The 7,505-nt window shown below is 53.9% G+C and carries 7 protein-coding genes; 1 reads left to right on the top strand and 6 read right to left on the bottom strand.

Features of this window, described 5'->3' with window-relative positions:
* Positions 1 to 200: 200 nt before the first annotated feature.
* The 6 genes from GX108_01860 to GX108_01885 all read right to left on the bottom strand — a co-directional run bounded on the left by GX108_01860 (position 201) and on the right by GX108_01885 (position 6,962).
* Entirely contained in the window at positions 201 to 1,526 is a 1,326-nt protein-coding gene (locus tag GX108_01860) for a saccharopine dehydrogenase (protein NLO55791.1), read from the bottom strand.
* 46 nt (positions 1,527 to 1,572) lie between these two features.
* A complete protein-coding gene (locus tag GX108_01865) occupies positions 1,573 to 2,286 on the bottom strand; it encodes an aspartate/glutamate racemase family protein (protein NLO55792.1) in 714 nt (237 codons plus the stop codon).
* 107 nt (positions 2,287 to 2,393) lie between these two features.
* Positions 2,394 to 3,809, bottom strand: a complete 1,416-nt coding sequence (locus GX108_01870; GenBank protein ID NLO55793.1) for a transporter — start codon at positions 3,807 to 3,809, stop codon at positions 2,394 to 2,396.
* 117 nt (positions 3,810 to 3,926) lie between these two features.
* Positions 3,927 to 4,874: a hypothetical protein gene (locus GX108_01875; GenBank protein ID NLO55794.1), complete on the bottom strand. Its 948-nt coding sequence runs from the start codon at positions 4,872 to 4,874 to the stop codon at positions 3,927 to 3,929.
* The gene (locus GX108_01880; GenBank protein NLO55795.1) at positions 4,871 to 6,109 is read right to left on the bottom strand and encodes a saccharopine dehydrogenase; all 1,239 of its coding nucleotides are present in this window, start codon (positions 6,107 to 6,109) and stop codon (positions 4,871 to 4,873) included. The genes GX108_01875 and GX108_01880 overlap by 4 nt, the downstream gene beginning before the upstream one ends.
* A gap of 205 nt (positions 6,110 to 6,314) precedes the next feature.
* Entirely contained in the window at positions 6,315 to 6,962 is a 648-nt protein-coding gene (locus GX108_01885; protein NLO55796.1) for a GntR family transcriptional regulator, read from the bottom strand.
* 261 nt (positions 6,963 to 7,223) lie between these two features.
* Between GX108_01885 and GX108_01890 the strand changes: the two genes are divergently transcribed.
* Positions 7,224 to 7,373 carry a TOBE domain-containing protein gene (locus tag GX108_01890; GenBank protein ID NLO55797.1) on the top strand — a complete coding sequence of 50 codons (150 nt, stop codon included), beginning with the start codon at positions 7,224 to 7,226 and terminating at the stop codon, positions 7,371 to 7,373.
* Positions 7,374 to 7,505 lie beyond the last annotated feature (132 nt).

Here is a 7,505-nt window from a genome sequence, read left to right on the forward strand (position 1 = left end):
AGCGCTTCGAGCTCCGCGGGGATCTTTTCTCCCGGCGTGTAGGTCTGGGGACCAACGGTGTCCTGCCCCATCTCCTCGAGGATCTTCAGACCGCCGTCCTTGGCGAGAATGAGTTCCACCAGCTCCAAGGCGCGCTTCTTGTTCGGTGCATTCCGCTCCCAGTCCGTTTCAGCACGGGTAAAAGAGGGGCCTCCCTTCGATCAGATCTGGGTTATCGTCTCCTTCAGGGAGATGCCCAGCCTCTCCAGTTCTTCCAGGACAGGGCCCCAGATCTCGGGTAGGACCGGGATATGGACCCCAGGCGTTTGAATTTTGCCTTCGAGGATAAGCCTGGCGGCGATCGCTGGCGGCAGCCCTGTCGTCTTCGCTATGGAGCTATCCCCACCAGGAACGCCCCTATCAATGAGAGTGGAACGGAAAACCTTCTTCCTGCCCTCTCCCTTGTAAGCAGCGACAAACTCGTCCTGCAGAATTACCAGGTCCTTTTCGTCCTTGCTGAAAACTAGTTTTTCGGCGAAAAGGAAGGAAACCACGTCTCTTGGGCTTCCCTTGGCAAAGGGTATCGGTCTGTCCTCCAGGAGGCCAAGCCAGTCGAATCGAAGCATTACCGTCGAATAGGGCTCCAACCGGAGAAACTCGCAAAGACCCGATACCAAGTCGGTTCCCCGTTCAAGGCTTGCCCTTTCAGCCATGAAGGACTTCAAAGTCTTCCCCTTCATGTCCATTACATTCTCCTCGAAGAGTCCCAGGGCATTCATCTTGCAGATGGTCTCGCACCAGCCCGGGTATCGGATTGTTCCGCGGTAGATACTCCTTGCTTCGGGAATTCCATAAATATCAAGGTAAGGCAGGGAATCCGCGTTGGCGTAAATTTCGAACCATCCCAGACCTTGCACTTCCTCGAGGTAAACATGTTCGTAGGTCTTTCCGCCAGGCCATTCGAAGATTTTGCCGTCAAGCATGGCCCGAGCGTCCCTCTTGCTTGCGCCTATAAGGCTCGCCGGGGCCCAGGAGAGTTTATAGCCCCAAGGGTTGGTATTCGCGTCGGCCGAGGGAAGGGCTCCGCAGATCGAGCGGAAGGATTCCACTTCTCCGCCTTCTTTGCGGATCCTGTCTATCGTCCTGGCCGCCGACATGTGATCGATTCCGGGGTCGAGACCCATTTCCGTGATGAAAGGGATTCCCGCCGCTTCGACATCCTTCGAAAGGCCCCTCATCTCCTGGTCAAGGTAGGAGGCATGGACAAGGGGGATCTTTTTCTTCAGGCACTCTTTCGCTATGGGGACCATGAAAGCCGGTGGGAGAAGGTTGACCACAATGTCGGGGTTTACCTCATCGATTAGTTTTCCACTGTGACTCTCCGCGTCGAAGACATGGGTCTTTGCTCCAGGTATACCCGCGACGGTTCTACCAAGGTTTTTCTCCGAGGAAGCCGCCACGTGGACGACCGCTCCCTCCAACTTCCCCAGGTAATTAACGCAGGGTCTGGAAACCCTGCCGGAGCCAAGTACCAAAATTTTTTTCATTTGGAAGCACTCCTTCGCCAAAAAATATACCCGTAGAACCGCCCCATCAAAGGGATCTGGCTACCATCTCCACAAGGCCAATGAAATCGAAAACAGGCAAATTTGTCGTTTTTCGTATCGATTCCGAGAAGGGGGGCAGGTCGGTGCACTCCAGCACGAAAGTCCTGATGCCGGGGTATTGGCGGATAGCCTCCCTGGCTGTTCCAGTCACTTCGGTTTCAACGGTCTCAAGGCTGATATCCTCATCGGGATCGGTGAAGATTTTACCCCATTCGGGGCATTCCTCAAGTCCGAAGAGCCTCAGGGGTATCTCTTCATGGATGCCGACCGCCTCAAGGTGCTCCTTTCTTAGCGCAGCTTTTTTGGCGGTAATGACGCCTATCTCGGCTTTCGGCCCCAACATCGCATGGACCAAGGGTACCAGCAGGAGGCTCGAGGTGAATACCGGCACGTCCAGGGACGAAGCCAGTTCCTTCTGGAAGATAGCGTTGAAGCCACAACTGGTGGTGATGGCCCGCACACCATCGGATACCATTAAGCGGGCTTCCCTGATCATCTCCTGGAGAACCTTTCGATCAGGGCTTTCAAGAATAGTCTGAATATTGGCCCCCTTCACCCGGCAGAATCGGACCGGGAAATCGTAGGTATCAGGATTGGTGCTGTTCCCCTTCAATGACTCGAGTTGGGCAAGCCCCCTTGGGACATGCCCTTCTTCCCAGCAGAGAATCCCAACTTTGGGAGGTGCGCCTGCTTTTACCATCGTCTCAATCCCTTAAAGTTAAAATAATTTTCCATGATCAAGAGGATCGGCGGTCCTCCGTAGCCGTGGACCGCCGATCCATCCGTTACGTTTCTCCAGTCCCAAATCTAGCCCATGAAACCGATCACTAGGAACATTACAACGGCGAGCCCCGCGGCTGTCAAAGCGTAGGGCAACTGGGTCATAACGTGGTCCATATGGTCCGAAGCCGCCCCGAAGGATGAAAGGCAGGTCGTGTCGGAGACCGGCGAACTATGGTCCCCGAGGCAACCCCCACCCACGATGGCTCCGACCGTGGCAAGGACTACGCTGTTGATGGCTCCTCCTGAAAGGTTCAGGGCCAGGGGAAGCACGAAGGGCGTGAGAATCGCGTAGGTTCCCCAAGAAGTGCCTGTGAAGAAGGAGATCAAGGCACCGGTCAGGAAGGTAACCACCGGGAGCATACCGGCGGTCATCCAACCCTGGGTGACGGAGATGATAAACTGTTGTGCTCCCAGTGTCTTGGAGATGTCGTTAATGCAATAGGCGAGGGCAAGAATCATGATCGCCGGTAGGACGGCCTTTATCCCGTTTACGGCGACGTCCATTCCGTCTTTGACACCCTTGAAGTAACCGCCGAAACTCATGATCACGGCCTGGTACATCACCCCAGCGAAGAAGGCCTCCAGTATCTTGGTACTGCCCAGGATAAGGAAAGTGCCAAGAGCAATGCTGATCACTATCAAGACAGGTACGACAAGGTAGACGAGGAGGTTTACCCTTTTCCCCGGGATGGGTTTAATGAGGTCCATCTCCTCTCCAGTGAGGGGTGTCGCCCCGTCACGGATCACTTTCCCTTCGTTCATCGCGCGTAGTTCAGCCTTTTTCATCGGCCCGAAGTTGGGGATGATCTGGAACGCGAAAAGCCCAGCCAGGATCACGGCGAACCACCCATAAAAGTTGTAGGGGATGGCTTTAATGAAGACCGACATGCCTTCGTCAGCTGTTACGATAGGCCCATAACCTTTCAGGAGTCCCGCGATATACACGGCCCATCCGGATATAGGCACGAGGGTGCACACCGGTGCGCTTCCCGAGTCCAGTAGGTATGCAAGCATCTCCCTTGATACCTTGTACTTGTCCGTCAGTGGGCGGGCGATGGGACCACTGAAGAGGGGGCTGAAGTAGTCGCTGAAGAAAATGAAGATGCCCAAAAGCCAGCCAAACCCGGAAGCCGCTCTTCTGGAGCGGATCTTCGTCGATGCCCATTCGGCGAAACCTTCAATAACGCCTGATCTAAGGTAAAAGGCAATCATTACCCCGATAGCTACCTCTATCATCATCACCCATATGAAATCGGCGTTACCAAGAGCGCTCTGAAAGAGTTTGGATAGCCCCGTGGCGGGGTCGAAGCCAGCGAGGAGAACGCCCAAAAGACAACCTATGACCAGGGAGAACACGGCGTCCTTCGTCCTGAAAGCAAGGAACAAGGCAACAACGACGGGGACCAGTGAAAGAATGCCTCTGGTTGCTACACCTTCCATCTTCCATTCTCCTTTCCGTCAAGGAATGGTCTCATCTTTGAAACTTGAACCAGGTAAATCTGCCTTTGGGTATTCCTTCTCCTCCTTTCATCGGGTTTACCGGCTCCCCCGTGCCGGTTACGGCAAGGAAGCCCTGCCTTCGCAGGTCACTTCCACGTTGCTGTGTGAGAAAAAGGCCTTCTCCATCCTGTTGTTCTTCCCCGAGACGAGGGTCACTCGGGTCACATCCGGGCCGCCGAGGTCGTACCCACCCCCGGATTCCAGATAGAAAGAATGGGCAGCATCCCCATCGACCGATCCCTTATCCTTAAACAAACCGTCCTCAAGAGCCGCAACACAAACCGCTATAGAGCCGGTGCCGCAGGACGGCTCGATCAAATTCCTCGGAATCGAATGGGGGAATATAACCCGCAGATCATTTCCCTCCCTCGCTGGATGATCATCGTAAAGGGCAAGGTCAAAGCCGGCCCAGGGAGATAGCGTAAAAAACTCTTCCTGCATGGTCACTATCTTATGCCTTGCGACCTCATCCAGGTTCTCCACCTCTGAGCCGGGAAGGGCCTTCCGAAGTTCGTCGGCGTGTACGACCAGGAACTTGCCGATCCTCCAAGCCCTGATCCCGTCGAGGACCATGGGTTCGATCCCTTGTTGATAAATTTCCCCCAGGAACTGAGTCATGTCAGTCTCCGTGGAGGAGGTGTTACCCTCACCAGCGATGTGGATAGGGGTAATACCCGCCGGGGTCCCCAGCAACAGGGTTCTTTCGTGGCCCAGGTTTAGCCCGAATTTTTTGGCCCAAGCAGTGCAAACCAGCACCTTCCCCAAAACTTGCGTAAGCCCCCCGCAGGCCGATATGAATTTCCTCGAGGCCCGGCCTACGATACGAAGGACCAGGTCGCACCCATCCTCCCCGGGGTAAAGAATTCCCGCTTCGTGGGAGCAGAGGTAACAGTCATCCAATACGGCAAGGGAGACCTCCAGTTCTCTTCCCGCGGGAAGTTGTCTCCCGTCAATGATTGTAATGGTGTTGCCGCCCATGTGTCCCTTGACGAAGTCAAGCATCATGGGTTGAAAGCCCCCTTCCACTCCTCTTCCAAACGGTTGGCCACAAGGCCGCGTTTCTGCAGTTCTTCCATGAAGAGATCAAAGGGCACTTCCGTGGGATCTACGACCCCCTTTCGGGACAGCCTACCATCTAGGATCATCTGGGCACCTATCGACACCGGGAAACCGACGGTCCTCTGCATGGCCGTAAATCCTGTTTGAAGATCCCTTTTATCCGTTATCTGCCAGACTACCCTTATCTTCTTTCCGGCCTTAAGGCCTCGTACATCGGACCTTATCAGTGCCACATCCCTTTCATCATCCTTGTAAAAGAATTGCTCCTGTGAGCCCAGGAGGCCGGCACAAAACTCAACGGGGCTGACTTCCTTCTCGCCGAACCTGATAGGTTCTTCACCCAGGAATCCGCTCTTGGCCATCGTCTCCCAGAAGGCCCCGTGGCCAGGCCATCGGCAAATATAACGCCCCATGGAAAGTACCTGGCCCTCGAGTCCAAATGCCCTGGCAAAATACTCTGAATCGCCGTTAGGGAAGCATTCCAGGGGCCCTCCCATCTCGGGGAGATCCAGGATGTGTGTGTTCTTTGAGGAGAACATCTCATCGGCGGGGATCTCAAGGACCCTTCCGTTGTCTAGAATCTTAGCGGGTCGGAGGTAAGAGCGCATAACGCCGATGATCGACCAAGTGAATTTATAGCGAAGCGGGTTGTCAGCCGATTCCAGTTCGGGAAAACCAGCACCATAGGAGTGAAAAGCGAGGATTTCGTCGAGCTCTTTTAATGCCCTGTTGCCAAGAACAAGGTCTATCCCGGGGTCCATCCCAAACTCCTGGAGTATGGTGATGCCCTTTTCCCGGGCCATCTTGTCCAAGGCTTCAAGTTCCTTCCGTTGGGCTTCAATTTTCCTGGGGTCCTGCTCACCGGGGTTGGTGAGGTACATCGATGACACGAGGCTCACCCCGGTCTCGACGGCAGCTTTCGCGGTCTGAAAGGCTAAGAACCCCGGAAGGAGTTCCACTACCACATCGGCCTTGTCTATAAGTTCTTTGACCGCGGCGGGGTCGGATGCGTCAAGGGTGACGGCGGTCACCTTCTTCGAACGCAGCCTAGATATCTCTTCAAAAAGGTCCGGGGAGCGGCTGGCGACGATTACACTGTCCACCTGTTCACTCTGTAAAAGATCAAAAAGTGAAGCTCTTCCCTGCATCCCATATCCCAACTGGACCACTGTTTTCCCCATGCCAAAGCCTCCTGATGGATTTTATAATAAATGCTTCAATATATCCATTTCATGGGAATAAAAAAATATGTGCTCCATCTTGAACATGATTCCGACGCAACACCGGGATGCAGCCAATCACTTCATCCCATCATTTTGATATTTTCCTCCCTCTACTCTATTTGTCAAGGCCGATGACCATGGATTACCTCCCCTCGGGGGCGGATCAACCCATCAAAAGAAAATTGTATGTTCTGGATATGTGCTCCCTCATTTTCTGTTCTGCCAGTCTCGAGTCCCTGGCCTTAATCGCCTCGAGGATAGCCTTATGCTGGATAGGGGTGAGCTGCTCTATTGCGTTTTTTTCCTGGGTTTTGTAAAAACTGTCGAAATAAAATATGTAGATATTGGAACGCCAGAAAATGTTCTTACACCACTTCTCTAAGTATACGTTCCTCGATGCCCGGGCTATGCCGGTATGAAAAAATTCGTTGTTTTGGGCGAAGATCTCCTTTTCCTTCTCCCTTACAGCGTTTTCATCGGTCCTTATGAATTCGCTCAACCCTTCGATTTCTTCATCGGTGGCGTTGACGGCCGCCTCGGCAGCGGCCATCCCTTCGACAGCCTCCCTGGCGGAAAAAACCTGTGCGGCGTCTTCAGGCGTGGGAAGCGGTATATAACACCCTTTCTTGGGCAGTTTGTTCAGGAAACCTTCAGTCACAAGTCTTGCCAGAGCCCTGCTTACCGGGGTTCGGCTCACACCCATCTGGGAGGCAAGATCAACCTCAAGGAGAAAATCCCCAGGCCTGTACTTTCCGGAGAGGATGAGGCCAATAATCGATCGGTAAGCTCTTTCTTCCGCATTGTCTTTCACGTCTTGGGCCTCCTGCAAACTGATGAATACATCTTTGATGTACTCATTAGTTTATTCCAGGTTATTTCCAATGTCAAAGGTACGTTTCGTGAGCGTTTTTTGATCAAAAAGGCTTGAAGCCGCGTGACAATGGCTGTGGACCTTGCCTGCTTCCCAAGGGGGGCATATACAAGTTCACGATACCGAAGAGCCTAAAATGAGACCGACAACCGAAAATTTCTTGTTGCCGGGACAACGCTGTGAGAAGTCAAGACCGGCGCGGTGAACACCGAGGTCATCGTGGAACTTCCCGGCGGCGGCGAGGTGGTCTCCATGATCTCCAGGGAATCCGCGGAAAAATTGGGCCTCAAGCCGGGGAAGGAAGTCTACGCCGTGATCAAGGTTTCCAACGTGATGATCGGGGTCGACTGATCCTCTGAAAAAGGGGCCCCGGCTCGTGCCGGGGCCCCTTTTAATCTCACTTGTTATTTTACCATCAGCGCTTCGAGCTCCGCGGGGATCTTTTCTCCCGGCGTGTAGGTCTGGGGACCAACGGTGTCCTGC

Origin of the sequence: Thermovirga sp. (assembly GCA_012523215.1) — a bacterium.
Lineage (GTDB): Bacteria > Synergistota > Synergistia > Synergistales > Thermovirgaceae > 58-81.